The organism is Rhodococcus sp. 14C212 (assembly GCF_011058195.1).
GTDB classification, from domain to species: Bacteria; Actinomycetota; Actinomycetes; order Mycobacteriales; family Mycobacteriaceae; genus Rhodococcus; species Rhodococcus aetherivorans.
This window is the reverse complement of sequence record NZ_JAALEH010000023.1, coordinates 49,999-75,701: the sequence shown is the minus strand read 5'-3', so window position 1 is coordinate 75,701 and position 25,703 is coordinate 49,999. Positions and strand designations below refer to the sequence as shown.

The 25,703-nt window shown below is 69.4% G+C and carries 25 protein-coding genes and 1 pseudogene; 14 read left to right on the top strand and 12 right to left on the bottom strand.

From position 1 onward, the window contains the following. The 9 genes and pseudogenes from G6038_RS13055 to G6038_RS13015 form a co-directional block, all read left to right on the top strand. Window positions 1-127, top strand: a pseudogene (locus G6038_RS13055) (3-keto-5-aminohexanoate cleavage protein); the annotation flags it as partial. A 176-nt stretch (window positions 128-303) separates the two neighbouring features. Continuing rightward, the gene (locus tag G6038_RS13050) at window positions 304-1,641 is read left to right on the top strand and encodes an MFS transporter (RefSeq protein ID WP_165038252.1); all 1,338 of its coding nucleotides are present in this window, start codon (window positions 304-306) and stop codon (window positions 1,639-1,641) included. A 52-nt stretch (window positions 1,642-1,693) separates the two neighbouring features. Then, window positions 1,694-2,287 carry an alpha/beta hydrolase gene (locus tag G6038_RS13045; protein ID WP_165038250.1) on the top strand — a complete coding sequence of 198 codons (594 nt, stop codon included), beginning with the start codon at window positions 1,694-1,696 and terminating at the stop codon, window positions 2,285-2,287. Between the two features lie 99 nt (window positions 2,288-2,386). Continuing rightward, the gene (locus G6038_RS13040; protein ID WP_165038248.1) at window positions 2,387-3,151 is read left to right on the top strand and encodes a CoA transferase subunit A; all 765 of its coding nucleotides are present in this window, start codon (window positions 2,387-2,389) and stop codon (window positions 3,149-3,151) included. After that, a complete protein-coding gene (locus G6038_RS13035) occupies window positions 3,148-3,795 on the top strand; it encodes a CoA transferase subunit B (RefSeq protein ID WP_165038247.1) in 648 nt (215 codons plus the stop codon). The genes G6038_RS13040 and G6038_RS13035 overlap by 4 nt, the downstream gene beginning before the upstream one ends. A gap of 40 nt (window positions 3,796-3,835) precedes the next feature. Then, window positions 3,836-5,416 (top strand): long-chain fatty acid--CoA ligase, encoded by a 1,581-nt coding sequence (locus tag G6038_RS13030; RefSeq protein WP_165038245.1) that lies wholly within the window; start codon window positions 3,836-3,838, stop codon window positions 5,414-5,416. Further along, window positions 5,413-5,820, top strand: coding sequence for a carboxymuconolactone decarboxylase family protein (locus G6038_RS13025; RefSeq protein ID WP_240918466.1), 408 nt, complete (start codon window positions 5,413-5,415; stop codon window positions 5,818-5,820). The genes G6038_RS13030 and G6038_RS13025 overlap by 4 nt, the downstream gene beginning before the upstream one ends. Window positions 5,821-5,902: 82 nt before the next feature. Then, entirely contained in the window at window positions 5,903-6,355 is a 453-nt protein-coding gene (locus G6038_RS13020; protein WP_165038243.1) for a MaoC family dehydratase, read from the top strand. Further along, entirely contained in the window at window positions 6,352-7,182 is an 831-nt protein-coding gene (locus G6038_RS13015; RefSeq protein ID WP_165038241.1) for an alpha/beta fold hydrolase, read from the top strand. The genes G6038_RS13020 and G6038_RS13015 overlap by 4 nt, the downstream gene beginning before the upstream one ends. Window positions 7,183-7,201: 19 nt before the next feature. Here G6038_RS13015 and G6038_RS13010 read toward each other — a convergent pair whose 3' ends face one another. Continuing rightward, complete coding sequence (locus G6038_RS13010; RefSeq protein WP_165038239.1) at window positions 7,202-8,938, bottom strand: SulP family inorganic anion transporter; 1,737 nt, start codon at window positions 8,936-8,938, stop codon at window positions 7,202-7,204. 313 nt (window positions 8,939-9,251) lie between these two features. Between G6038_RS13010 and G6038_RS13005 the strand changes: the two genes are divergently transcribed. Both G6038_RS13005 and G6038_RS13000 read left to right on the top strand, forming a co-directional pair. Beyond that, entirely contained in the window at window positions 9,252-10,775 is a 1,524-nt protein-coding gene (locus G6038_RS13005) for a serine hydrolase domain-containing protein (protein ID WP_165038237.1), read from the top strand. A gap of 137 nt (window positions 10,776-10,912) precedes the next feature. After that, window positions 10,913-11,401, top strand: coding sequence for a hypothetical protein (locus tag G6038_RS13000; protein ID WP_165038235.1), 489 nt, complete (start codon window positions 10,913-10,915; stop codon window positions 11,399-11,401). Window positions 11,402-11,627: 226 nt separating this feature from the next. Here G6038_RS13000 and G6038_RS12995 read toward each other — a convergent pair whose 3' ends face one another. The 3 genes from G6038_RS12995 to G6038_RS31295 form a co-directional block, all read right to left on the bottom strand. Further along, window positions 11,628-12,434, bottom strand: coding sequence for an acyl-CoA thioesterase domain-containing protein (locus G6038_RS12995; RefSeq protein ID WP_165038233.1), 807 nt, complete (start codon window positions 12,432-12,434; stop codon window positions 11,628-11,630). Between the two features lie 814 nt (window positions 12,435-13,248). Further along, complete coding sequence (locus G6038_RS12990) at window positions 13,249-14,868, bottom strand: alpha/beta fold hydrolase (protein WP_165038231.1); 1,620 nt, start codon at window positions 14,866-14,868, stop codon at window positions 13,249-13,251. A gap of 92 nt (window positions 14,869-14,960) precedes the next feature. Then, on the bottom strand, window positions 14,961-15,104 hold the full coding sequence (locus tag G6038_RS31295) for a type II toxin-antitoxin system YoeB family toxin (RefSeq protein WP_240918465.1): 144 nt from the start codon (window positions 15,102-15,104) through the stop codon (window positions 14,961-14,963). On the opposite strand from G6038_RS31295, the gene G6038_RS12980 reads away from it, so the two are divergent. Beyond that, on the top strand, window positions 15,103-15,735 hold the full coding sequence (locus G6038_RS12980; RefSeq protein WP_165038229.1) for a ribulose 1,5-bisphosphate carboxylase large subunit: 633 nt from the start codon (window positions 15,103-15,105) through the stop codon (window positions 15,733-15,735). The two genes, G6038_RS31295 and G6038_RS12980, sit on opposite strands and share 2 nt — an antisense overlap. A 3-nt stretch (window positions 15,736-15,738) precedes the next feature. Here G6038_RS12980 and G6038_RS12975 read toward each other — a convergent pair whose 3' ends face one another. Next, the gene (locus tag G6038_RS12975) at window positions 15,739-16,794 is read right to left on the bottom strand and encodes a 2,3-butanediol dehydrogenase (RefSeq protein ID WP_165038228.1); all 1,056 of its coding nucleotides are present in this window, start codon (window positions 16,792-16,794) and stop codon (window positions 15,739-15,741) included. Between the two features lie 230 nt (window positions 16,795-17,024). Here G6038_RS12975 and G6038_RS12970 point away from each other — a divergent pair, with 230 nt between their 5' ends. Next, the gene (locus G6038_RS12970) at window positions 17,025-18,290 is read left to right on the top strand and encodes a GAF domain-containing protein (protein WP_165038270.1); all 1,266 of its coding nucleotides are present in this window, start codon (window positions 17,025-17,027) and stop codon (window positions 18,288-18,290) included. A 4-nt stretch (window positions 18,291-18,294) separates the two neighbouring features. Here the strand turns inward: G6038_RS12970 and G6038_RS12965 are convergent, their stop codons facing one another. The 5 genes from G6038_RS12965 to G6038_RS12945 form a co-directional block, all read right to left on the bottom strand. Then, window positions 18,295-19,032 carry an SDR family oxidoreductase gene (locus tag G6038_RS12965; RefSeq protein WP_165038268.1) on the bottom strand — a complete coding sequence of 246 codons (738 nt, stop codon included), beginning with the start codon at window positions 19,030-19,032 and terminating at the stop codon, window positions 18,295-18,297. 11 nt (window positions 19,033-19,043) lie between these two features. Then, entirely contained in the window at window positions 19,044-20,075 is a 1,032-nt protein-coding gene (locus G6038_RS12960) for a phosphotransferase family protein (RefSeq protein ID WP_165038226.1), read from the bottom strand. Beyond that, window positions 20,072-21,289, bottom strand: coding sequence for an acyl-CoA dehydrogenase family protein (locus G6038_RS12955; RefSeq protein ID WP_165038224.1), 1,218 nt, complete (start codon window positions 21,287-21,289; stop codon window positions 20,072-20,074). The genes G6038_RS12960 and G6038_RS12955 overlap by 4 nt, the downstream gene beginning before the upstream one ends. Before the next feature lie 137 nt (window positions 21,290-21,426). After that, on the bottom strand, window positions 21,427-22,047 hold the full coding sequence (locus tag G6038_RS12950) for a TetR/AcrR family transcriptional regulator (protein WP_165038222.1): 621 nt from the start codon (window positions 22,045-22,047) through the stop codon (window positions 21,427-21,429). Between the two features lie 103 nt (window positions 22,048-22,150). Next, the gene (locus G6038_RS12945) at window positions 22,151-23,278 is read right to left on the bottom strand and encodes an NDMA-dependent alcohol dehydrogenase (protein ID WP_165038220.1); all 1,128 of its coding nucleotides are present in this window, start codon (window positions 23,276-23,278) and stop codon (window positions 22,151-22,153) included. Between the two features lie 143 nt (window positions 23,279-23,421). Here G6038_RS12945 and G6038_RS12940 point away from each other — a divergent pair, with 143 nt between their 5' ends. Continuing rightward, window positions 23,422-23,865, top strand: a complete 444-nt coding sequence (locus tag G6038_RS12940) for an SRPBCC family protein (RefSeq protein ID WP_165038218.1) — start codon at window positions 23,422-23,424, stop codon at window positions 23,863-23,865. A 33-nt stretch (window positions 23,866-23,898) separates the two neighbouring features. Here G6038_RS12940 and G6038_RS12935 read toward each other — a convergent pair whose 3' ends face one another. Both G6038_RS12935 and G6038_RS12930 read right to left on the bottom strand, forming a co-directional pair. Next, a complete protein-coding gene (locus tag G6038_RS12935; protein ID WP_165038216.1) occupies window positions 23,899-24,711 on the bottom strand; it encodes an ABC transporter permease in 813 nt (270 codons plus the stop codon). Beyond that, window positions 24,708-25,667: an ATP-binding cassette domain-containing protein gene (locus G6038_RS12930; RefSeq protein WP_206024652.1), complete on the bottom strand. Its 960-nt coding sequence runs from the start codon at window positions 25,665-25,667 to the stop codon at window positions 24,708-24,710. The genes G6038_RS12935 and G6038_RS12930 overlap by 4 nt, the downstream gene beginning before the upstream one ends. Window positions 25,668-25,703 lie beyond the last annotated feature (36 nt).

Here is a 25,703-nt window from a genome sequence, read left to right as displayed (position 1 = left end):
CGGCAAGGAGGCCCGCGAGATCTACAAGCTCGACGAGCGCTACACCGACGCCGACGAGACCCTCGCCAAGATCGGCTTCGCACCCAACCGCCGCCCCGGCCAGCGCGGCTTCACCCAGCACGCCTGAGCCAGGCACACCGGACACCTCCCCGGAGGGGGCACGTACACAGCACCGTGCGTGCCCCGGCCGTGGGTGCCACCTCTCCCGTGGCGGCGCCACGGGAGAGGCCCACGCCTTCTCGTTCTGTCCTCCTCGCGGTCGATCCTCCACATTCACCGCCACCCTCGCCCACAGGAGTTCCCATGGGACTACCCCCCTCCCCCGTGGAGAATCCGACCGGCATCCCGGACGCCGGTCCCCGCACCAACTCCCGCACGCGCTCACGGACGTACCCGTGGATCGTCTTCGCCCTCACCTTCGGGCTGTTGCTCTCGGACTACATGTCCCGACAGGTCCTCAGCGCCGTCTTCCCATTCCTGAAAACCGAATGGGCCCTCTCGGATTCGCAGCTCGCCTCTCTCACCAGCATCGTCGCCCTCATGGTCGGCCTGCTGACCCTGCCGCTGTCGCTGCTCGCGGACCGGTGGGGCCGGGTCAAGAGCCTCGTGCTCATGGCCGTGTTGTGGAGCGCGGCCACCCTGCTCTGTGCGGTCGCCTCCAGCTTCGAGCAGATGCTCGGTGCCAGATTCCTCGTCGGCGTCGGCGAAGCCGCCTACGGCAGCGTCGGAATCGCGGTGGTGCTGAGCGTATTCGCACCGCGGGTCCACGCCTCACTCAGCGGCGCTTTCATGGCCGGCGGATCGTTCGGCTCGGTGATCGGCGTCGCGCTCGGCGGCGTGATCGCCGTGCACCTGAGCTGGCGATGGTCGTTCGCGGCCATGGCGGTCTTCGGTCTGATCCTGGTCGCGCTGTTCCGGACGCTCGTCACCGAACGCAAGCTCGCCGAGAACGCCGCCGACGAACATCCGAGGCAGACCGCAACCCCACCCGACGGCTTTCGCGCCCCGGTGTCGAGCCTGTTCACCAATCCGGCAGTGCTGTTCGCCTACATCGGTGGCGGACTGCAGATATTCACCGCCGCGGTGCTGCTGTCGTGGACTCCGAGTTACTTCAACCGGTACTACGGTCTCGCCCCGGACAAGGCCGGAGCCGCCGCCTCGATCGTCGTACTTCTCGTCGGCAGTGGCATGGTCGTCTGCGGCATCATCACCGACCGCCTCGGCCGTCACGACATCACCCGCAAGTGGACCGCTGCCGTCGTCTTCTGCATCATCGCGCTGGTGTGCCTGCTTACCGCCTTCCGGCTCGAGGCCGGCCCCGTCCAGCTGGCGCTCATCGGAATCGGTGCCTTCTTCTCCGCCGGCTCCTCGGGTCCAACCGCAGCGATGGTCGCGAACCTGACCCACACGTCGGTCCGCGCGTCCGCGATGGGCACGCTCACCGTCGCCAACAACCTGCTCGGTCTCGCCCTCGGCCCGTTCGTCGTCGGCATCCTCGCAGATCGGCTCGGCCTGCGAGAGGCGCTGCAGCTGTCTCCCCTGGTCTACCTCGCCGCCATCGCCGCCCTGCTGGCCGGCAAGCGCCTCCATCCTGCGGGACTGCGCAAACTCCTCGCACTGACCACTCCTCCCGCCCGTTGAAACCGACGGCCTTGCTTCCCAGTCACTTCCGAATGATCTACCGGAGCCGATCTTGAACAGTCCCACCTCCCCGACCGTGGTGATAGTGCCGGGTCTGCGCGACCACGTCGCGGACCACTGGCAGACCCTGCTCGCCGGACGCCTCGACAATGTGCGCACCGTGCCCCCGCTCGAGCACGACAAACTCGATCGTGCCGCCCGCGTCGCCGCTCTCGATACCGTCCTGAACGACGTCTCCGGTCCGGTCGTGCTCGTCGCGCACAGCGCCGGAGTCATGACCACAGTCCATTGGGCACAGAACCCCACCCGGCCGATCCAGGGCGCCCTGCTGGCAACCCCGGCGGACCTGGAGCTGCCGCTGCCCGCCGGCTACCCCTCCGGCGAAGACCTCGACCGCGGGGGCTGGAACCCCATCCCTCGCCGGAGGCTGTCGTTCCCGAGTGTCGTCGCAGCAAGCCGCAACGATCCACTCGCCTGCTACCGCCGCGTGACCGGCATGGCCGAGCTGTGGGGCAGCCGGCTGGTCGACCTCGGCAACGTCGGGCACCTGAATCCAGCCGCCGGCTACGGATACTGGCCGCGCGCCGAGGAACTACTACGGGAACTGATCGAGCACACCGCAGCGTCCGCCGCAGCGCGGTGCTGAACCGGGGCGGGCCACGGCTCGACGTCGCCGGCCCGCCCCCCTCACACCAGCCACACGCCACCATGTATCGCGCCTCGTGCGCCAGTACGGAGAAAGAAATTGAGCAAGGTCTACACAACCGCAGCCGAGGCCGTCGCCGACATCCCGTCCGGCGCCTCGCTCGCGGTCGGAGGTTTCGGCCTGTCGGGCATCCCGGACGAGCTGATCGCGGCACTCGCAGAGGGGGAGGGCACCGATTTCGAGGTGTTCTCCAACAACTGCGGCACCGACGGGCACGGGCTGGGACTCCTGCTCGGCGACAAGCGGATCCGCCGCGTCACCGCTTCCTACGTGGGGGAGAACAAGGAGTTCGCCCGCCAGTACCTGTCCGGTGAACTCGAGGTGGAGCTGACCCCGCAGGGCACCCTGGCGGAGAAGATGCGCGCCGGCGGCGCCGGCATCCCGGCGTTCTTCACTCCCGCCGGGGTCGGCACCCCCGTCTCGCAGGGCGGGCTGCCGTGGCGCTACCACGCGGACGGATCCGTCGCGCTCGCGTCGCCGCCGAAGGAGATCCGCGAGTTCCGGGGCAGGCGGTACGTGCTCGAGGAGTCGATCACCGCGGACTTCGCCCTGGTACATGCGCTGCGTGGTGACACCGACGGCAACCTGGTGTTCAGCAAGGCCGCGATGAACTTCAACCCGCTGGCCGCGATGGCCGGGAAGATCTGCATCGCCCAGGTCGAACAGCTCGTCGAACCGGGCGAGATCGACCCGGAGCAGGTGCACCTTCCGGGAATCTTCGTCGACCGCATCGTTCACACCGGCATGCAGCACAAGCAGATCGAGAAGCGCACCGTATGCGCCGCCAAGGAGGCCCGAGCATGACCGCAGTGATGGAAACTCTCGGCTGGTCACGTACCGAGATGGCGGCCCGCGCCGCGCAGGAACTCACGCCGGGGCAGTACGTCAATCTCGGCATCGGACTGCCGACGCTGATCCCGAACCACCTGCCCGAGGGCGTGCGGGTCACCCTGCATTCGGAGAACGGGATCCTGGGGACGGGCCCGTACCCGACCGAGGACGCCGTCGATCCGGACCTGATCAACGCCGGCAAGGAAACCGTCACCGTCCACCCCGGTGCGGCGTTCTTCGACTCGGCCATCTCGTTCGGGATGATCCGCGGCGGGCACATCGACACCGCGGTGCTCGGCGGGATGCAGGTCTCGGCCACCGGGGATCTGGCGAACTGGATGGTGCCGGGCAAGATGGTCAAGGGCATGGGCGGGGCGATGGACCTCGTCCACGGCGCCCGCACGGTCATCGTGCTGATGGAGCACACCGACAAGACCGGCGCATCGAAGATCGTCGAGCGGTGCACCCTGCCCCTCACCGGGGAAGCCGTGGTGCAGCGGATCATCACCGACCTCGCCGTCCTCGACGTCACCGACACCGGGCTGGTGCTGGTCGAGTGCGCCCCGGGCGTCACCGCCGAGCAGGTCCGCGCCGCCACCGACGCACCCCTGGGCTGACCCCACCGTCGCCATCGTCACAACGACAGGACAAACGCCCGTGTTCAACCTCTCCGTACTCCTGGAAGACTCCGTCCGCCGCTACCCCGATCGCGTCGCACTGGTCTTCGGCACGGACCGCCTCACCTACGCCCACCTCGACGCCCTGGCCAACCAGGTGGCGAACCTGCTCGCCGCCCGGGGCATCGGCCCCGGCGACAAGGTCGCGCTCTCGTGCCCGAACATCCCGCAGTTCCCCGCCGTCTACTACGGGATCCTCAAAGCCGGCGCGATCGTCGTGCCGTTGAACATCCTGCTCAAGCCTCGCGAGATCACCTACCATCTCGACGATTCCGGTGCCGCCCTCTACTTCTGCTTCGAGGGCACCGACGACCTGCCCATGGGCGAATACGGCCGTGCCGGATTCGACGAAGCCGCCGGATGCCGCGAGATGGTTCTCCTCACCGCGGACCCGGACACGTCATCGCCGATCCCCGGCGTCGACACCCTCGCCCGCGCCGTCGAGACCCTCGGGGAGGAATTCGACACCGTCGTTCGCGAGCCCACCGATACCGCGGTGATTCTCTACACCAGCGGCACCACCGGCCGGCCGAAGGGCGCGGAGCTGACCCACGCGAACATGGTGCTCAACGCCCTGACCGCCAACCGGTTGTTCGACAGCTCCCCGCTACGCCCGGACACCTGCCTGCTCACCCTGCCGCTGTTCCATTCCTTCGGACAGACCGTGACGATGAACGCCGGCCTGTCGGTCGGCGCCACCCTCGTGCTCCTGCCGCGATTCGACGCGAAGGCGGCGCTCGAACTCATGGTCCGCGAGGACATCACCGTCTTCGCCGGGGTGCCGACCATGTACTGGGCTCTGCTCGGCGCGGTCGACGACACCGTCGACGTCGACCGCATCTCCCGCTCCCTGCGGCGCGCGATCTCCGGTGGCGCCGCGCTGCCCGTGGAGATCCACGCCCGGTTCGAACGCCGCTTCGGCGTGCGGATTCTCGAGGGCTACGGTCTGTCCGAAACGTCGCCGCTGGCCGTCTTCAGCGACCCCGAACGCGACCCCCGCCCCGGCTCGATCGGTGTTCCGGTCTGGGGCATCGAGGCCGAGCTCGTCGACGACCACTGGAACCCCGTCCTCGGCGACGACCAGGTCGGGGAGCTCGCACTCCGCGGCCACAACGTGATGAAGGGCTACCTCGGCCGACCCGATGCCACCGCCGAGGTGATGCGCGACGGCTGGTTCCGCACAGGCGATCTCGCACGGCGCGACGAGGACGGCTTCTACTACATCGTCGACCGGGCCAAGGATCTCATCGTCCGCGGCGGATTCAACGTCTACCCCCGAGAGGTCGAGGAAGTACTGATGACGCACGCCGCGGTCTCGCTCGCAGCCGTCGTGGGCGTCCCGGACGAACGGCACGGCGAGGAAGTCAAGGCGTTCGTCATCCTCGAACCGGGTGCACGGATCACCGAGGCGGAGCTGATCGACTGGTGCAAGGACCAGATGGCCGGCTACAAGTACCCCCGGTCCGTCGAATTCACCACGGCCCTGCCCATGACGGCCACCGGAAAGATTCTCAAGCGCGAGCTGGTCTCGGCCGTCGTCGACCAGGTTCGCGGCCGATGACGGCCCACACGGCCGGTGCGGCTCCTTCCATCGTCGACCGCATGAAGAAGGAAGGCACCTGGAACCCGCTGTGGGACGGGATCGAGGAACTCGATCCCGAATGGACCGAGCACTACCTGACGGCGACGATGCAGCCGTACGAAAGCGGCGTGCTCTCACCGCAGGTCGTCCAGTTGCTGTGCATCGCAGTCGATGCCTCCTGCACCCACATGTACGCTCCCGGGCTGCGGCGACACATACGAGCCGCACTCGATCTGGGCGTCACCGCCCGCGAGATCGTCGAAGTCCTGAAGCTCGCGACCACCATCGGCATCCACTCGCTGAACATCGGCATGCCACTCCTCCTCGAGGAACTGTCCCCACAGAATCGGGTGCCCGAATCGGACCGTGCCGGGCACGCCTGACCCGACGCCGCTCTCCCGATTCCCTCCGCCTTCCGCACCATCCGAAGATCCACCAGAAACACCCGCACCTCGAGGAACAATCATGACGCTTCGACTCCACCATCCCGCCGAACTGCTCGACCTGATCGGCCACGACCTCGGCACGACCGTCCCCCAGGAGATCACCCAGGAGCAGGTGGACCGGTTCGCCGAAGCCACCGGAGATCATCAGTGGATCCACACCGACCCCGTCCGCGCCTCCCGCGGCCCGTTCGGCGGCACGATTGCACACGGCTACCTCACCGTGTCGCTGATACCGGTGATCCTCGCGGAGGTGCTGGCCGTGGACAACTGCTCCGCGATGCTCAACTACGGGCTCAACCGGGTGCGCTTTCCCGCCCCGGTTCCGACCGGCTCCAAGCTGCGCGCCACTGTTCGGGTCGCCGGCGCTCGGCACAAGCCTGCAGGCGTCGAGGCGGTCTTCGAGATCAACTGCGAGATCGACGGTGGGACACGACCGGTGTGTATCGCCGAAATGGTTGTGCTCTACACGTGACCACCGGAAACGTGCTCGATCACCACACCCGGTTCGAGGAGCGGATCGTCGGCGTCGGCTGCCACCGGATCCGGGTCAGCGTGCGCCACGGGAGCGGAGTTCCTGTGGTGTTGTGCAACGGTCTCGGCGCCGGACTGGAAATCCTCGGTCCGCTCGTGGAGTCCTGGAACGCGGGGGCGACGATCGTGCGCTTCGACGTTCCCGGCGCCGGCGGGTCTCCGTCGTCGCTGGTGCCGTACGGCTTCCCGTATCTGGCGTGGGTCGTGGGCCGGATCCTCGACGCCCTCGGTTTCGGGGTCGTCGACGTCGTCGGATACTCGTGGGGCGGCGCGCTGGCTCAGCAGTTCGCCCTGCAGAATCCGCGGCGCTGCCGGCGTCTCGTGCTCGTCGCCACCAGTACCGGCGCAGTCTCCGTCCCGGGCAGTCCGCGCACCTTGGCGAAGATGCTCACCCGCCGGCGCTTCGACGACGCCGCCTGGGCCGCGGCGAACGTCGCGGAACTGTACGGCGGTACCGCCCGCCCGAACGCCGGCGCGGTCGCCGGCCTTCTCGGCAGGCAGCCCCGCACGACGTCGCGAAGCGGATACGTGCAGCAACTGCTCGCCGGGGCCCTGTGGACGAGCCTGCCGCTGCTGCCGCTGATCCGGCAACCGGTCCTCGTGGTCGCCGGCACCGACGACCCGGTCGTTCCCGCCGTCAATGCGCGCATCATGCACCGGCTACTTCCCCATGCAACCCTGCATCTGCACTCCGGGGGGCACATCGACGTGCTGACCGGAGCGGGCGACGTCGGGCCGGTCATCGATTCGTTTCTCACGACCGAATGACGGGGTCGGCGCCGCAGCGTCACGAAGTCCCCGGCGGGTCGCCCTCGGGCAGGTCGTCGCCGTGACGCCGACTCCGGTGTTCGAACGCGCTCACCGCGGCGTCGATCGTCGGATAGAACCGCGACGTATCGAATCGGTCACCCACGCCGAAGCGCACGAGCCGATCCTTGACGGGGCCCTTCATCTCGGCGAATACCAGCCTGACGTGCTGGCTCTCCAGATACCGGTCGAGATCGACCACTTCGTCGACGGCCGTGGTGTCCAATCCGATGATCGGCTCGGCGGCGACGACGACCCATTCGACGGGAGACGCCGAGTCGTTCACCAACGAACGGACGTAGCTGTCGAACATCTCTCCGTTGGCGAAGAACAACGGAGCATCGAATCGAACGAGGACCAGACCCGGGATGCGCCGGCCCTCGGGGTGCCGGGTGATGTCGTGGAACCCGTCCCGATCCGGAAGGGCGACCAGCTCCGTCCGGTAGGGCTGCCATACTCGCACAACCACTGCCACGAAAGACAATCCGATCGCCACCACGATGCCCTGCAAGACCCCCACCAGGGCGACGCCGACGAACGCTGCAGCGGCCAGACCCGCTTCGACGCGGCTCATCCGCCACATCCGCACGACACCAGGTACGTCGACCAGCGCCCACGCTGCGACGATCACCACCGCCCCCAGCGTGGCCTGGGGGAGATACGCCGTCACTCCGGGTGCGAGCAGAACGAACAACAGCACCGCTACGGCTCCGACGACTCCGGCCAGCTGGGTGCGGGCTCCGCTCTCCTCGGCCACCGGGGTACGGGACCCGCTGGCCGAGATCGGGAACCCCCCGAACACCCCACTGGCCACGTTCGCGACGCCGATCGCCTTCATCTCCGCACTGCCGTCGACGTTCTCGCCCCGCCGGGCTGCGAAGGTGCGCGACAGCACGCCCGAGTCGGCGAAGGCGATCAACGCGATCCCCGCCGCCGGTCCCACGAGCTCGGCCACATCACCCCAATTCACCCCGCCGAACGATGGGAGGGGCATGCCGCGCGGCAAGGCGCCGACCATGTCGATGTCGTCGGTGAGGTCGACCGCGAAGGAGACAACCATGGCTCCCACGACCGCAACCAGAACACCCGGAACCTTGGAATGCAGCATCTTGAGACCGATGATCACCGACAGCGACACTCCGCCCACGAGCGCCGCCGTCGGGTCGATGTCTCCGTCCAGTACCGCCCCGGCGGTCGCGGCGAGTTCTTCGAGAAGGCCCGAGGCGTCGACGGAGAAGCCCAGCAGCTTCGGTAACTGCCCGACGATCACGATGAGTGCGATCGCATTGAGATAGCCCAGGCGCAGGGGCTTGGACAACAGCTCGGTGACGAACCCGAGCCGCAGCAACCCTCCGACGACCATGATCACGCCGACCAGCACCGCCAGGATGCCCGCCAGGATCAGTGCGCTTTCCGGGTCCGCGGCCACGGTCAGCGGCAACACCGCCGCAGCGATCAACGGCGCCAGCGACGAGTCCGGTCCCAGAACGAGAATCTTGGACGGTCCCACGACGGCGTACGCGAGCAACGGCACGATGGTCGCGTACAGGCCCGCGTACGCGGGCAGCCCGGCGGCTTCTGCGTAGCCCATGCCGGCAGGAATGAGCAGTGCGGTCAGAACGAGCCCGGCCGTCACATCCGAGCGCAACCACTCGCGGCGGTAACGGCGTACCGTCACGACACCGGGCAGCCCAGCCAGGGCTCGGCTGAAGGACATTCAGAGAGTATGGCACCCCCGGCCCGGTCGGAAACGCCGATTGCGGGCCACACACGCAGCGGTTGCTGCGTCGGCCCGGAGCACCCGCGCGCATCGGTGTTCTCTCGCGCGTGTTCCTACCCGCGCGGACCGCACTTTCGGGCGCGACGCGAGCAACCCGCCTCGGTGTCAGACGTCGGCGGGGGCGGAACTGCCACGCAGCGAATTATCCGACGATACCGCGACCCGCATCCGCACCACCGAGTGTCAACCCTTCCATCCCTGCCGCTCTCGGTGCACGATCGATTCGACCCGGGACGCACGAGGGGGAGCCATGTCCGAGATCGATCGGCACGAGCTGCGGGCCGCCGTAGACGAGATCCTCAACCGCCGGCCCGCCGTCGGCCTGGCGGTGGGCGTGGTCCGCGACGGAACCCTGGAGTTCTTCCACGGGCACGGCGTCGCGGACATCCCGTCGAACAGACCCGTCACCGAGGACACGATCTTCCGGATCGCATCGATCACCAAGACGTTCACGGCGATCGCGGTCATGCAGCTGTGGGAACGGGGACTCGTCGACCTCGATGCGCCCGCTGCCGACTATCTGCGCGCCTTCCGGCTGGTCCCCGCGCGGTCCGGCTGGCGGCCCGCGACGGTGCGCCACCTGCTGACCCACACCGCGGGACTCGGCGAGGTGGCACCGGCGTCCGGCGCGCTCCGACCGAATTTCGGGGAGAACGTCGAGCCCGGACGGCCACGATCCCTGGCTGAGCATTACCGAGGAAGACTGCGCATCGACGCGGAGCCCGGCACCAGATTCCGGTACGGGAACCACTCGCACGCGACGCTCGGCCAGATGGTCGAGGACATCACCGGTCGGCCGCTGCACCGCTACCTGCGCGAGCATGTCTTCGACCCCCTCGGCATGACGAGCACCGGCCTCGTCCGGTCCGAGCTGGACGCCTCACGGATCGCGACCGGCTACACCCTGCGCTCGAACGGCCCCCGGGCGGTCCCCGAGCGGGAACCGGTGACGGCGGGAGCCGGTGCGGCGTACTCGACACCCACGGACATGGCCCGCTACGTCGCGGCGCTGCTGGGCGGCGGCGCCAACGAGCACGGATCGGTGCTCGAACCCGCGACGCTCGCCACCATGTTCGCGCCCCAGTACCAGCCGGATCCACGGTTGCCCGGCGTCGGTCTGACCTTCTTCCGCGGCGACGCCGGCGGGCACCTCGTGGCCGAGCATCAGGGCATCCTGCCGGGCTTCAACGCGCAGCTGACCATGGCTCCCGACGACGGTGTGGGAGTCGTGGCGTTCACCAACGGCGCCCGCAATGCCGTGTTCTGGCTGACGGCGGAGACCGGGACGCTGCTCGGGTCCGTGCTCGGCGTTCCGGGCGAGAAGATCCGCACCGACATTCCGCAGCGCCCCGAACTCTGGTCCGAGCTCTGCGGGTGGTACTACCTACCCGGCCGGCTCACGGACATCCGCGTCCGGGCCATGATCGGTGCCGGCGTCGAGGTCTTCGTCCGTCGCGGCGAACTCCTGCTCCGATTCCTGTCCCCGCTGCCGCCGCTGTACCGGGGCCTGCCGCTGCACCCCGACGACCCCGCCGATCCGTACGTGTTCCGGTTCGACCTCGGCGACGGGCTGGGCTCCGGCCGGGTCGTGTTCGGGCGCGAGCCCGGAACGGACAACACGTCCGTGCACTTCGAGCTGATGCCGCTGTCCGCCCGGAAGCAGCCGCAGTCGACGAACCCGAGGTTGTGGACCGAGGGAGTGGGCGCCGTCGCCGCCGCGACGCTGCTCGCCCGCCGGGTCGCTCGGGGACGGGGTCACTCCCCCGCGCCCTGACCGGCACGGCGTCCGCTCGCACCGACCGGAGTGCTCGGCGGCGGGCAGGGGGGCGAACCGAAGCCCTGGGGTGGGTTACCGGCCGGAAGCCCCGGCGGGATGGTGGTAATGGCCCAGTCCCTCCCTCAGGAGTACACATGACCGTCCGACTTCGGGTGCGCGACATCGATGCTGTCCAACACCTCCGAGTGCCCTACATGATCGATGCCGGCACGAGTGGTCTACTGATGATCCATTCCGGATGGCTCATGTTCGATCTGTCGGCCGAGGACAGCGGCCAGCATGTCGACATCCTCTCCTTCGTGCCCTACGCCGACGGCACCATCCAGACGTTCGCCCGCCAGGATGTGGCCGTGCCGATGGTGAGCGCCTCGATGACGAGCCTGCACGTTCGAGATACGGGCGCGATCCTTGCGGTCGACTCCGCCGTCGTCGGCCTGGAACAACGCCAGTTCACCGGCATCCAGGGCAGCCCGTTCGTACTGGTGATGCGCGCGAAAGCCTATGTGCGCGAGGGTGGTGTGGGACGGATGGCCTACCAGGTGACATGGCAACTGCAGCGCGATCGAAACGGGCGTGCCGCCGGTCTCGGTCAGCCCTTCCATCCGGGGAACGCACGACCCTGACGGGATCGACGCCGTGATCCGACGGCATCGCCCCGAGCGGCCGCGTCACCACTGAAGGGAACTCCGATACCCGCGCGCATCGGTGTTCTCTCGCGCGTGTTCTTACGTGCGCAAGAAGCACTTTCGCGCGCGAGAACCATTGGTTGTCGATGCCCGATAGTGCCCAGACTGCGAGGTGAGCCGAAGAGAACTGCGGCTCAGTAGCGCAGATACTCAGGCACTCTTACTAACCGAAGTTCACCTGACGTCGAGCATTCGCCAGGCACGTGACGGCGCCTGTTCCGAACGGTCCGAGCCGGTCGAACAGCACCGAGGTGCCCACGGCGACGCCGTCGGCACTGAGGTGATGGTCGGCTTCGACACCGACTTCGGAACCGACGGGCAGGCGCGACAGGGCCAAAGTCAGATCTCCGTTGATGAAGCCGACACCCTCATCGCTCCAGTTGGCCATGAAGCTGGTGCCCTCCCCCACCACGGCGGTCCGCACGAACGGCGACATCTCCTCCCCGACGATCACCGGAATCTGGCGAGACCACATGCGCTTTCGGCTCGCGTTCTGGTGCTCGGCGCGCACCTGCGACCAGCCGTCGGGGTGGGCGTCGCTGCCGAACCAGGTGGGGGCAAATCCCACGTCGGGGTCGTCGAGCGCCTCGACGGGGGGTGCCGGGTGTTCGTTACGCGTCCAGACGTTTCCCGGCGGCTGCTCCGACGGGCGCAGGTAGACGACGGTTCCGCGGGCGGTGACGTCGTCGCCCTGGATCAGGTAGGCGTCGGCGACCCGGATGCGGTTGCCGTCGCGCACGCGGCTCGTCTCGAACCGAATGGGTGCGTTCTGCACCGGCTTGAACAGGTCGACCGTGAGCCGGGCGGGGACGAACCCGTCGGGGCCGTGCTCCGTGTCGAGTTCCCGGGCGATCAGGCCGGTGACGCACGGGCCGGCCAGCATGGCGGTCGACCAGGGGCTGACGGCCCACTTCGTGGGCACGTACGTGCCGTCGGACTCGGTGAAGTATCCAGGTGTGGAACGAGGCATTGTCGGATTCTCTCAGCGCCCCTCCCCAGGGATCGGGGTGGGCCGTCGAGGGCGGTGGGTGAGCAGACCCCTGGTCACGCGCGGTCCACCTGCACCGAACGAGTGTTCGAGTTGACGGTCGCCGTCGACCGTGCCACCATCCCTGCATTGACCTGCATAAAGGTCGACCCCGGCAGGTGCTGCAACACCGAACCGGGGTCTGGGCACACGACAGAAAGAGACTGTCATGCACCGTAGGGTGGAGTCTATCCACACGCCCGACAGCGGCGTGCATCCGCAACCGAGCGCACTTCCCCGCGCAGCCGCGCCGATCTCACACCGCCGCTCTCGCGCCCGGTCGACGTCCTGACGCACGAGCCCCTCGATGTCCACATCGAGGGGCGCGTCGTGTATCGCTGTTCCCGGCGTGTGCGAGGGCCGTTCCGGCAACCGCGGCATGCCGTCCACGTCGCTCATCTCCCGTGGTCCGACGTCAGCGCATGGACGCTGCGAGCTCCGGCGTGCTTGCCGTGCTCGAAACCGACTGGGCACCAGTACCTTTGTCCCCGCAGCTGGTGGTGGGGCACCCGATCGCGCGGGTCGACACGTTCGTTCGGGATCAGCAAAGCCGCACGTCCTCCGGGACGTGGGGCCGGAAGTGCTGGCCGAGACGGTCTATCGGGGCATGGCGACCGGGCAGCGTTGGGGAAGGGGCCGAAGGCACAGCGACCCGAAGGGTCTCCGCTCGGGCGAGGACAGCCGCCCGCAGGGCGTCCTTCTCCTCGAAGCGCCCTGCCGCGGCACGTTCGCCGACGCCCCAACCGACGCGCGCGATCTACCCGGGGGCGGCGTCGGCACCGAGGAAGTCTTCGAGCGCCTGCACGACCTCCGCGGTCTGCTCGTCGTGTGGATTGTGACCGGCCCGGTCGATGATCCGAAGGCGCGCATGGGGGATACCGGCGGCCAGCTCCCGTTGAGACTGCGGCGGGAACACGAAGTCGTCGCGCCCGGCCACGACGAGCGTCGGGGCGGTGATCTCGCCGAGACGGTCCGCGACCGTCCAATCCCTCATCAGGTGCCGGCCGGCGAAAATGAGCGGCTCCGCCCGTGGCCTCGAGCGCCACGCTCCGATCTTCAGTTCGTGTGCCAGCACGCCGAGGCCGGACCGGTAGAAGTATGTGCCCCCGATCTGCGCGAAGATCGGGAAGTACTCGCGGGGATTGAACTCGCCGGTGAACCACCGCCGGGTCAGCTCCACCTTCTTGCGTCCGTAGCCGCGTTCGCGGAGCACCTCGGGTGCGTTCTGCCGCTGCCAGTGACTGTCGGCGCCGGTGCCGAGGAGGACGAGGTGCGAGACCCGGTCGGGGTAACGCAGCGCGTACTCGAGCGCGACCTGCCCGCCGAACGAGTGCCCAAGCACGGCCCACCGCTCGAACCCGAGTCGCTCGCGCAGGGCGTCGGCGTCCGCGGTGAGGTTCTCCCACGTCATCGAGCTGACCGGGGCGCCGACAGACCGTCCGTTGCAGCGGTGGTCGTAGAACACCAGGGTGAATCGATCCGCGCACTGCCGGAGGGACTGCATCGTCCACAGGTCCGCCGACGGTCCGCCGTGCATGAGCACGAGCGGAGGCCCCTGCCCGACGACGTCGACATAGAGGGAGGTGTCCCGGATCGGGATTCGACCGGGTCGGACCCGGTGCAGGCCGCCGCGCCTCGTGACCGCCGCCGACGAAGGACGGTCGTCGTTGCGTCGCGTCGCCACGTCCGTCGCTGTGTTCGGACCGTTTGCCCGCGCGGCATTTTCGATGTTCCGTTTGAGGACCGCCAGCATGCGTGCCTGCATGATCCACACGACCGGCGGGAAGATCCAGAAGTAGACGACGCGTCCGAGCCAGCGGGGACGACCGGCTTGGTACCCGCTGACGACGAGGCGGGTGCGCCCACCGGGCAGTTCGTTGAGCTGGAAGCCCCACAGCCCTTCCAGGTAGGCGGACGGTCGCGGTTGCTCGGGGTCGAGGGTGCGGCCTCGGAGATCGCTCAATCCGTGCAGACCGAGGAATCGATTCGGTTCGATCCGCGCCACCGCATACGCGTTCATGGGTCCCGCTCCGGGCGCCCAGTACTTCAGGTAGTCGCCGGGACGAATGTCCTGCCATTCCGGATGCACTTCCCAGGCACTCGGGCGACCGGCATTGTCCAGGTGATCCCAGGAGTACCACCCACCGCGGTCCCAGCCCATCTGCACCAACCACGGCCAGACCTGCTCGGGCGGCGCGTCGATGGTGACGGCCATCGCCCCCGACCGCTCCCCGTCGGGAACCAACTCCGCACCGGGGAACGGTCCGTTGATCTCCTCGTCGGTGGCACCCCACCGCACGAGCCGGGGACGCACGAGGCTCCCGTAGACCACGGCCGTCGCCGCGCCCGCCACCGCAATCTTCGGTGCGACTGCCATACGTCCAGCGTGCGCCGGGTTCCCGCTGCTTCACAAGAGGCCAGCGACCCCCGTTGCCACCGGGAGGAACTGGTCGAGACACGCTCAACGTCCTAGTGATACCGGCAGACGGCGATGCGGACCTCTGCGTCGGTGACTTTGTAGACCAGGCGATGTTCATCCGTGATACGCCGCGGCCTGAACCGCCGCGGTCCTGCCGCCGGGCCACGCACTCCGGTCCGGCAGGATGAGCACATGATGTCGCTTCTCGCCGCGCCCCTCGGAGCCGCCCGCATCGCCCTGGACCGGACCGTGGAGGTCGCCGAGTTCGCGGTGTCCGTTCCGGGGCGGGTCACGAGCCTGTTCGAGGCCACCGAGGCGCTCGTCGCCCGGGTCGACGACGTCGTCACCGACGCCCGCGCGATCGTCGCGCGCATCGACGAGGTCGTCACGGACGCCCGCGCCGCCGTCGGCCGGGTCGACGAGGTCATCGACCGCAGCTCGACGGTGGTCGGCGACGCCGCGGCGGTGGCCCACCGCGCGCAGGATGTGGTGTCGTCCGCCGGCCGCACGTCCGACGCGGCCGGCGAACTGCTCGACACCTACGCGCCGATGGCGACCCGGGCCGCGCCGCTCGCGGGCCAGTTCATCGAGGAACTCAGCGCCGAGGAGGTCCACGCCGCGGTCGTCCTGCTCGATCAGCTGCCCGAGCTCGCGGACCGGATGACGGCCCTGATGCCGATCCTGGGCACGCTCGAGAGCGTCGCCCCGGAGATCCACGAACTGCTCGGCGTCGCGAAGGACGTGCGGCAGGCGATCGTCGGTGTGCCCGGCTTCAACTTCCTGCGCCGCCGCGGCGAGGACAAGGAGAACGACGACGAGGACTGATCGTCACGGCTGGACGAGAATCTTGACGTTCTCCTCCTTGTTGTTGATCAGTTCCTCGAAACCACTCTCGACGATGTCGTCGAGCGCGATCCGGCCGGTGATGAACTGGTAGGGGTCGACCTTGCCGGAGGCGATCATCTCGATCGTGGCGGGATGGTCGTTCGCATAGGCCAGGCTGCCGAGCAGGTTGACCTCGCGGAAGACGAGGTCGTTCATGGCGACGGACGCCTCGTGGCCCCAGATCGCGACGTTCACGCACGTGCCACCGGCGCGAGTGGACAGGATCGCGGACTTCAGCACGGCGTCGATGCCGGCGCATTCGAAGGAGACGTCGGCGCCGCGGCCGCCGGTCAGCTCCAGCACCTGCTCGGTGACGTCGCCGTCGCGCGGGTCGATGATGTGATCCGCCCCGGCCGGCTCGGCCTTCTTCTTCCGCACCTCGGCCGGTTCGACGACGATGATCTGCTCGACCCCGGCGGCGCGCAGCGCCGAGGTGGTGACGAGACCGATCGGCCCGGCCCCGAACACGAGCGCGGAATGGCTCGGTTGCGCGCCGGACAGTCGCACGGCGTGGTACGCGACGGCGAGCGGTTCGACGAGGGCGCCGACGTCGGTGCCGAGTTCGCCGAGCGGATGGATCCAGCGCCGCTCGGCGACGACGTACTGCGAGAAGCCGCCGCCGTACCCCGACAGGCCCACGAATCCCAGTGTGCTGCACACGTTGTAACGGCCGTTGCGGCAGGCGTCGCAGCGGCCGCAGATGATGTACGGCTCGACGACCACCCGGTCGCCCACCCGCACGTCGTCCACGCCGTCGCCCACTTCCGCGACGACACCGGCGAACTCGTGACCGAGCGTGATCGGCACGGTCTCACCGGTGATGGGGTGCGGTGCGTCGACGGGCGGGGCGAAGATCGGGCCCTCGAGGTACTCGTGCAGGTCGGTGCCGCAGATGCCGCACCACTCGACCTCGACCTTGACGGTTCCGGGCCGGGTCGCCGGTTCGGGGACATCCTCGACCCGGATGTCCCCGGGGCCGTGGAAGCGGGCTGCCTTCATGGATCGATCTCCTCGCTGTACGGGCGTCGGACCTGTTCGGCCGTGTCCGACGCGGGACCATCCGGGTGCGCCGCTACCGAGGCCGGCGCGTGATCCAGAACACAGCGCGGGCGTCGCCGCAACAAGCGTTGCAGTGCGTTGCGCCGCGGCACCGCCGCACGCCGGGTGTGGTGCCGGACACATCTCCGGGCATATGCTCACCGCAACCCGACCGACGAGAGATGGAGACCGTGGTCAACTTCAGCGCCATCGAACCCGGCACCGACCTGCATCGATACGCGCGCGAACTGGCGCGCATGCACGATGCGGTCATCGGCGGCGGTCGTTCGCCGTTGCGGCCGCGGTCGGTGGTCGCGCGATCGTGGACGCGGGTGCTCGGGGCCGGACTCGCCCCCGACGGCAGCAACGCCCGGGCCCTGCTGCCGCTCGCCGAGGTCGAGCGGCGCCGGCGGAATTCCCCGCTGTCGGGGGTGATCGGCGACCTCGAGCAGGTGGTGTGCTCGGTGGCCGAGGCGTCGCACATGTTGATGGTGGTGACCGACGCGGACGGGATCGTGCTGTGGCGGGCCGGCTCGGCCAAGGTGCGCAGCCGCGCCGACAGCCTCGGATTCACCGAAGGCGCCCGGTGGACGGAGTCGACCGTGGGGACCAACGCGATCGGGACGGCCCTCGCCGAGGCCGCGCCGGTACAGCTGTTCTCCGCCGAGCACTTCGAGCAGTCCCAGCACCCCTGGTACTGCACCGCGGCACCGATCCACGATCCGCGCACCGGGGAGCTCCTCGGCGTCGTCGACGTGAGCGGCCCTGCCCTGACCCTGCACCCCACCATCAGCGCCCTCGTCGAGACGGCGGTGCGGCTCGCCGAGGCGCAGCTGTGGCGGTTGCACGAGAACCGGCTCGAACGGCTGCGCACGGCCGCGGCGCCGGTGCTCGCCTCGATGAGCGGGCCGCTGCTGCTCGTCGACGAGCACGGGTGGGTGGCGCACGCGTCGGGCGTCGCGGCCACCAAGCGCGTGGCGGCTCCGACGTCCGAGCGGACGTTGAGCGTGCCCGGCCTCGGCCTGTGCGTGCCGGAGCAGCTCGCACACGGCTGGCTGATCCGGCCCGCGGGTGGCCCGGCGCGGATCGCGATGGAACTGGACCTGTCCGGCACGCCGACGGTCGTCGTCAGCGGCGCCGACTCGACGTGGCGCAGCTCGCTGTCGGCCCGGCACGCAGAGATCCTGCTTCTTCTGCATCTGAGGGGGCCGCAGGGAATGACCGTGACCGAGGTGAGCAACGGCATCTACGGCGACCCGGACCACGCCGTCGCGGTGCGGGCGGAGGTGTCCCGGCTGCGCCGCGTGCTCGGCTCCGTCGTCGAGAGCCGTCCCTACCGGCTCGCCGACTCGGTCGACATGACGCTCACGCTCGGAACGGCCGAACGCCTCGCGGACTGCGCGTTCGTCCGGCACGCGACCAGCCCGGCCGTCCGCGCGCTCGCGAACGGCCGGTGAGGGTTCAGGCCCGGTAGGCGTCCGTCCCGGCCCGGCTGAGCACCAGGCGCGGCAGCACCGCACGGGAGGACAGCCGCAGCACCGCGTCGACGAGTTCGACGACGTCGTTCACCTCGAGCATCTCCTCGGCGGGAATGCGGTCCTTGATCCAGTCGGACATGTCGGTGTCGACGTAGGCGGGTGCGATCGCGGACGCACTGACGCCGTTGCCGGACTCCTCGGCGTTGAGCGTCTCGACCAGAGAGATCAGCGCCGCCTTCGTCGCCCCGTACACGGCCAGGCCGGCCTCGGCGTAGACGCCGCTGATCGAGGACAGCGCAACCACTTTCGCACCACGGCCCGGGGCGGCGGTCGCGGCCTTGCGCAGCAGCGGCAACGATGCCTGGATCAGGGCGAAGGGGGTCTCGAAGTTGACGGACACCGTCTTGCCGAAGCGCCGCATCGGGAACTCGGCGATGGTGCCGGCGGTGCCGACGCCGGCGTTGAGCACGAGCGCCCGCATGCTGCCGAACGTCTCCTCGTGCGCCGCGACGACGCGCGCCGCGGTCTCGGGGTCGCCGAGGTCGGCGGCGACGACCCGGACCTCCGGCGCACCGGCCGCGCGCAGGCCGGCGGCCACCGCGTCGAGCCGCGCCTCGTCGCGCGCGGTGAGCGTCAGACCGTAGCCCTGCTCCGCGAGACGGGTGGCGACACCGAGCCCGATGCCGCGGGACGCGCCGGTGACCAGGGCGCTGGGGTTCACGAGATCGGTTGTCACGCTACGCCTCCCCGCAGTGCCTCCAGGCCGGCGGCCGCGAAGACCGGCACGGCCTCCCCTGCCCTGTCGAAGCCGTCGCCGACGGTCGCCCCCACGCGCCAGCGGTGGTTGATGCCCTCGGCGATGACGGCGAGCTTGAAGTTCGCCAGGCCCATGTAGAAGTTCCAGTGGGCGAGTTCGCGGCCCGTCGCCACCGCGTAGCGCTGCGCGAGGTCGTCGGCCGACGGCAGGCGCGGGCTGGTCCACGCGGCGGATTCGCCGAGCACCTGATCGAGCGCGGGGTTTCGGTACACGCACATCAGGGCGACGTCGGTGAGCGGGTCGCCGAGCGTGGACAGCTCCCAATCCACCACCGCCGCAATCTTTCCGGCGTCGACGGGATCGAGAATCGTGTTGTCGATCCGATAGTCGCCGTGCACGATCGACGCCGCCGACGACGCGGGGATCGCGTCGGCGAGGGCGGCGTGGAGCCGATCGAGGTCGTCGAGGTCGCGGGTCTTGACCCGGCCCCACTGGCCCGCCCACAGCTTCACCTGCCGGGTGACGTACCCGTCGGGGCGGCCGAGGTTTCCGAGGCCGACGGCCTCGTAGTCCACCGAGTGCAGGGCGGCGAGGACGCGGACGAGCTCGCCGGTGCACGATTCGATCTCGTCGTCGCTCAGGGTGGCGAGGTCCTCGGTCGTGCGGATCACCCGGCCGGCGATGTGCTCGACGACGGTGAACGGAGCACCCATCACGGAGTCGTCCTCGCACAGGGCGACGGTCTGCGCGACCGGCACGCCGCAACCCTGCAGCGCCGACGTGATGCGGAACTCGCGGGCGACGTCGTGCGCGGACGGGGTGAGCCCCGCCGTCGGCGGCCGGCGCAGCACCCACCGCGACGTGTCGTCGAAGATCGCGTAGGTCAGATTCGACTTGCCACCGGAGATGAGTTCGGCGCGCAGTTCGCCGTCGAGGGTGACGCCCGCGTCCTCCAGATAGCGCTGCAGGGCGCTCAGGTCGAGTCCCTCGTGCTGTGCGGTCTTCATGCCCGGCTCTCCTTCGCGGCGGCGGCCTTCTTCGCGGCGCCGACGGCGCGCTTGGCGATGGCCCAGCGGTGCACCTCGGAAGGCCCGTCGTAGATGCGGAACGGGCGGACCTCGCGGGCGAGCCGCGCGACGGGCAGGTCGGCGGAGACGCCGAGGCCGCCGCACATCTGCATCGACCGGTCGACGATGCGGAACACCGCCTCGGCCGCGAAGGTCTTGGCGATGGACGTGGAGTTGGATGCGTGCGAGCCCTGGTCGAGTTCCCAGCACGCCTGCGTCAGCAGGGCGCGAGTGGCAGCGATGTCGATCTCGTTGTCGGCGACCATCTTCTGGATCATGCCGAGGTCGCCGAGCTTGCCGCCGAAACCTTCCCGCTCGGCGACGCGGGCGACGGCGATGTCGTGGCCGCGACGCGCCGCGCCGAGCCAGCGCATCACGTGCGTCATGCGGGCGGGTCCGAGCCGCACCTGCGCGTAGGCGAAGCCCTGGTCGACCTCACCGAGGACGGCGGAATCCGGCACGAACAGGTCCTCGAAGAACACCTCGCAGTGACCGCCGATCATGGCGCGGTCGATGGTGTCGATGTGCCGGCCGACGGTCAGGCCCGGGGTGTCGGCGGGGGCGAGGAACATCGTGGCCCCGCCGCGCTGTCCGGGTTCGCCGGAGGTGCGGGCCATGATGATGAAGAAGCCCGCGCCGTCGGCTCCGGTGATGAAGTACTTGCGGCCGTTGATCTTCCAGCCGCCGGGGACCTTCTCGGCGCGGGTGGTGAGCGCGTTGGGGTCGGACCCGGCGCCGGGTGCCGGTTCGGTCATCGCGAATCCGGACCGCACGTCGCCGTGGGCGAGCGGAGCGAGGAACTGCTCCTTCTGTTCCGGGCTGGCGATGTGCGCGAGCATGTGCACGTTGCCCTCGTCGGGGGCGGCGATGTTGAGCGCGATGGGCCCGAACAGCGAGTAGCCCGCCGCCTCGAACACCGGGGCGCGGTCGACCATGCCGAGTCCGTGGCCGCCGTACTCGACCGGCGCGTGCGGCGCGAAGACGCCGGCGTCCTTGGCCGCCTGCTGCAGCTTCACCCGCAGGTCGTCGCCGCCCGCGGCGGTGATGTCACCGTTGTGGGCGTCCTCGACGGGCAGCACGTGCTCCCGGACGAACTCCTCGGTCTTCGCCACCAGTGCCTGGACGTGTTCCGGGTACGTCAGATCGACAGCCATCGCGATTCCTCCTCCTCACCCCGACCGATCGATCGCTCGGTTACGACAACCGTGACACACCCCACCCCGCGCGGTCAACCCGGACGATCTACCGTGCGCCCACGGCGCAGTCCTACCGTGCGCCCACAGCGCAGTCGCTACCGTGCGCCCACAGCGCAGCGCGCGATGGCGAGGTAGCGGTGGACGACCTCGTCGGGAGCAAGCGGCCCGTCCGGTCGGTACCACCCGGCGACGGCGACGCACATGGTGGTCACCGCCCGGCTCGCGTCCTCCGGGAACTCGGTACCGAACTCCCCGCTCGCCACCCCGTCCCGGACGATCTCGTCGAGCATCCGCTGCTGCTCGTCGCGCAACGCGATGTAGGCCTTCCGGCTGTCCGGTTCCATGCTGCGCATCTCGGTGGAGGCGACGAAGGCCTGATTGCGCCGGAACATGTGGAACCGCAGCAGGGACTCGACGACCGCGTCGAACCGCTCGGAGGCCGTGGGTCCGGCCTCCGCCAGAGCCCGTCGGCTGCGGTCGAGGAGGTCGCCCATCACCGCCGTCGTCAGCGAGACCAGCACCGCCTGCTTCGACGGATAGTGGTGGTACAGGCCCGGCACCGACAGCCCGGCCCGGGCGGCGATCTCCCGGATCGAGGTGCCGTCGTAACCGCGCTCGGCGAACGCCTCGAGGGCGGCCTCGAGCGGCTTGGGCAGGGTCGACGGCCCGTACTGCCGCCACGATCCCGATTCGACGGCTTCCTCACGCGTTTCCATGGCATCACCGTAGGCGACCCCGGCCGGCCGAACGTCACCGCCGGCGGGCCGGCCGAACGTCACCGCCGGCCGGCCCGCCCCCGGATCGCGGTGCCCGCTCCCGTCAGTAGTCGTCGTCGCCGTAGAGCACCATGCCCCGGAGGTTCCGGCCCTCGTGCATGTCGGCGTAGCCGTCGTTGATGTCCTCGAGCCGGTATGTCTTGGTGACCAGCTTGTCGAGTTCGAGCTGTCCGCTGCGGTAGAGGTCGAGCAGCTTCGGGATCTGCGAGCGCGGGCCGACCCCACCGAAGATCGCGCCCTGCAGGCGCTTCTGCAGCAGGGTCAGCTCGAACAGGCTCAGCGTCACCTGGGTGTCGGCGGCGCTGCCCATACCCACCACGACCACCTGGCCGCCCTTGCCGGTCAGCGCCATGGACGGGGCGATGATGTCGCCGTGGATTTCTCCGACGGTGATGATCGTGACGTCGGCCATCGCACCCCAGGTGATCTCGCCGATCACCGGCAGCGCCTCCTCGATGGAGGCGAACGTGTGTGTTGCCCCGAACTTCTTGGCCTGATCCCGCTTGAACTCCACCGGGTCGATGGCGACGACGTGCCGGGCACCCGCGTGCGCGGCCCCCTGCACCGCGTTGATGCCCACGCCGCCGATGCCGATCACGACGACGGAGTCACCCACCCTGGTTCCGCCGATCGCCGTCGCGGATCCCCAGCCCGTGGCAACGCCACAGCCGAGCAGGGCGGCCTTGTCGAGCGGAATGTCGTCCTCGATCTTGATGACCGAGGCCTCGTGCACGGTGACGTAGGGCGCGAACGTGCCGAGCAGGCACATCTGGATGACCGGATCACCATTGAGGGTCACCCGGTGCGTCTTGTCGGCGATCGCCTGCCCGGTGAGGAGGTTCGCCCCCTCGTCGCAGATGTTCTGCAGGCCCTTCGCGCACGCGCGGCATCGCCCGCACGCGGGGATGAAGGCGAGCACCACGTGGTCGCCCTCCCGGATGTTGGTCACTCCCGGTCCGACCTTGGTGACCACGCCGGCGCCCTCGTGCCCGCCGAGGACGGGGAAGGACGCCATCGGCGTCGCGCCGGAGCGTAGATGTTCGTCGGAATGGCACAGCCCGGAAGCAGCCAGACGTACCTGTACTTCGCCGGCGACCGGGTCTCCGAGGTCGATCTCCTCGATCTCCCACGGCTGATTGAGGCCTTTGATCACCGCAGCCTTGGTCTTCACACACCCTCCCACCGGATCCACTGTGAACTGTGTCACCATGAGTAGATCAGGACGAGCGTCCGCATGGACGACTTTGGGGATCTCCCGGGGACGGGAGTTGCCTGATACCGTGGGTAACGGTAATACCCCCATGGAGGTACACGATGATCCACATCCGCCACAGCGCCGTTGCGGAGGTTCCCCTCGAGGTGGCCTTCGCCTACCTCGACGATCACCGCACGGTCCCCGAATGGATGTACGGCGTCCACCGCTTCGAACCGGTGGGATCGCAGGTCAACGGCATCGGCGCGATCTTCGACGCCACCATGCAGATCGGCCCGAAGGGCCTCGATTCACGCCTGGCGATCGTCGACTGGGAACTCGACCGCAGGATCGTCCTCGACTCCATCGCCGGGTTCCGCACCTCCTCGTGGTGGGAACTCGCCGATCTCGGCGACGGCCGAGTCCGCCTCGACGTCGACTTCGGTTACCAGCTCCCCGGCGGCCTGGCCGGACGGGCGCTCGGCAAACTCATCGAACCGGTGGTGGGCACCGCGATCCGCCAGACCGAGCAGGCGCTGCGCTCGAACCTCGGCCACGTCGCCTGAGCGACGAGTCCCGCTGCGCCGGCACGGCTCCGGTCAGCGGGAGGATGCGTACCGTCGCACGGCGACCGGCACGGACACGGCAACGATCACCGCCGTCCAGGCGAAGGCCGCGACGACCGGATGCTGCATGGGCCAGGCCGCGTCGGCGGCGACCGTCGTCCCGGATCCGAACAACTGCCGCAGGGCCGCGACCACGGCGCTGACGGGGTTCCATTCGGCGATCGTCGCGACCACGGCCGGCATCGTCTCGGTGGGGACGAAGACGTTGGAGAACATCACCGCCCCGAAGATCAGCGGCGCCACCTGCTGCAGCATCTGCTCGTCGCGGATCGAGGCGCCGAGCACAATCCCGAGCCACGCGAGCGCGAACCGGAACGCGAGCAGCAGCAGCACGGCAAGCGCCACGTCGGCAGGGGTGGCGTCGACCCGCCATCCCGCGAGGAATCCCACGGCGGCCATCGCCACCAGCGCCGCGGCGCCGGTCACCGTCTCCGCGAGTGCAAGGCCCGCCGGCACCGCGACCGGCGGGACGGGCAGGGCCCGCAGCCGATCCGTCAGACCGCTGCGGAGGTCGGCGTTCACGGTCGACGCGGTGACGACGAGCCCCATGGCCGCGACGAGGACGAGGACTCCGGGCGTCAGGTACGACCGGTAGGCGGGAGCGTCGGATCCGCCGGCGAGCGCGCCGCCGAACACGAAGCCGAACAGCAGCATCATTCCCAGCGGTGCCGCAAGGGTCACCGCGAGCAGGCCGGGCGAGTTCCGGTACGTCGCGGCCACGCGCAGGAACAGAATCCAGGCACCCGCCGCCGACGAGACGGTGCGGGTGACGGTGGGGGCGGTCATGCGGAAATCCCTTCGGTCGGGCGGCCGGTGAGTGCGAGGAAGGCGTCGTCCAAGGTGGCGCGCCGGCGGCCGATGTCCTGCACCGCGATGCCTTCCGCGTCGAGGGCACGCAGGATCGGCAACAGGGCGGCCGGCTCACCGTCGAATCCGAACGTCAGCCGCAGCAGCGCATTCCCGTCCCGGGCCGGCGAGTCGACGGGCCTTCCGCCGAATCGTCCGACGATCGCGGCGACGTCGCTCCGCCGGTGCGGATCGAGCACGACGACGTCGAGGCCGCTGCCCACGGTGCGGGTTATCGCGTCCGGCGTCCCGGTGGCGACGACCCGACCGGCGTCGAGGATGGTGACCGTGTCCGCCAGCCGCTCGGCCTCCTCGAGGTACTGAGTCGTGAGCACGACGGTGGTGCCGTCCTCCACGAAAGACCGGACGTACCGGTAGATCTCGTTTCGGCTGTGGGGATCGAGGCCGGTGGTGGGCTCGTCGAGGAAGAGCACCGCGGGACGGACGACCATGCCCGCGACGATGTCGAGCCGCCGTCGCATGCCGCCGGAGTACGTGTGCACCTGCCGGGCCGCGGCGTCGGTCAGGTCGAAGCGCTCGAGCAGGTCGGCCGCGTGCCGGCGGGCGTCCCGGGCGCCGTACCCGTTCAGGCGGGCAACCATCGTCAGGTTCTGGGCGCCGGTGAGGCGAGGGTCGACCGCGTGGTACTGGCCGACGAAGCCGATGTTGCGCTTGACCTGGGCAGCCTCGCGGACGGTGTCGTGACCGAGGATCCTGGCGCTGCCGGAGGTCGGTCGCAGCAGGGTCGCCAGCATCCGCACGGTCGTGGTCTTGCCCGAGCCGTTGGGGCCGAGCAGCGCGTGCACCCGACCCGCGGGCACCTCCAGGTTCAGCCCGTCGACCACGATGTGGCTGCCGTACCGCCTGGTGAGCGCCTCGGCTTCCAGAACCGTCATTCCGACCTCCACAACTGGGAACAGTGTTCGCAATTA